At 60.9% G+C, this 1,165-nt stretch carries 1 protein-coding gene; it reads left to right on the top strand.

All coding sequences use genetic code 11. The annotated features are described in order from the left end of the window. Positions 1–217 precede the first annotated feature (217 nt). Positions 218–1,159, top strand: a complete 942-nt coding sequence (locus tag AC1DX4_RS35035; protein ID WP_477224680.1) for an IS110 family RNA-guided transposase — start codon at positions 218–220, stop codon at positions 1,157–1,159. Positions 1,160–1,165: the final 6 nt, after the last annotated feature.

The raw sequence follows: 1,165 nt of genomic DNA, 5'->3' as shown, positions 1-1,165 counted from the left end.
TAGGATTGTTTGAGAAGGATCGGGTAGTTTGGCGGCCGGGACTGCGGCCCATCACAGCCAGCAGTCCCGGCGGCAGGCGACCGCCCTTAGGACCGGGTAACACCCGACGTCATCATGGTCCCTGCCGTCTTTGTCCGCCATCGCTTGGAGAGTTGATTGGCCGCTGGCTTGCGCCACGCCCGCAAACAATCCGAAGCCTTAGAAGGATACCACCAGCATGGCCTTCTTGCATCAACAACCGCAAATGTGCCTCGGCTTCGACATCGCCAAGGACACCGTCACCGTCGCCGACGGGACTACCACCGGCACCATCCTCAATCAGCGCAGAGCTGTCCGTGCTTTCCTGAAGAGCTACAGACACATCGACCTTGTCGTGTGCGAGCCGACAGGCGGCCATGAAAGCCTGCTGCTCGAAGAGTGCCTGCGCGCCGGCATTGCCTGCCATCGCGCCGACACGCTCAAGGTCAAGAGCTACATCCGCTCCTTCGGCACGCACGGCAAGAGCGATGCCATCGATGCCGCGATGTTGAGAGCCTACGGTCGCGAACGCTGGGAAAAGCTGGCCCTTTGGCAGGCGCCCGATGCCGATGAGACCAGCCTGCGCGCCCTGGTTCGCCGCCGCCAGGAACTCATCACCATCAAAGTCGCAGAGAAGAACCGTGCCAAGGCACCTGGCGGCCGCAAGCTCGCGACCTCTTTCGAGGCCGTGATCAAAGTCGTCGAGCGCCAGCTCCAAATCATCGATGCCGAGATCCGCGAACTGATCGCCAACAGCAGCGCCCTTAAGCATCGAGCCGCCATTTGCACGGCCATGGACAGTCTCGGCCCGATCGTGGCGGCCAAGCTCTTAGCTATCCTGCCCGAACTCGGCACCATGACACGCCGCAAAGCTGCAGCCCTTGCTGGCCTTGCACCACACCCAAACGACAGCGGACAAAAGCAAGGCTACCGCAAAATCCGTGGCGGGCGCCCTGATGTCAGAACCGCGCTGTTCATGCCAGCCCTGCGCGCCGCAGCTGGAAGGGGCGAATTCGCACCCTTCTACAAACGCCTCGTCACAAACGGAAAAAAGCCAATGGTGGCAATCGCTGCCGTCATGCGAAAGATCATCGTTACCCTAAATGCAAGACTAAGGGACGCCGCCATTTCTCAGAGTTGATGACGA

Source organism: Mesorhizobium sp. P3_A8, assembly GCF_056402995.1.
Note: the sequence above shows the minus strand (reverse complement) of the source record. Positions and strands in the feature narration are given on the sequence as shown.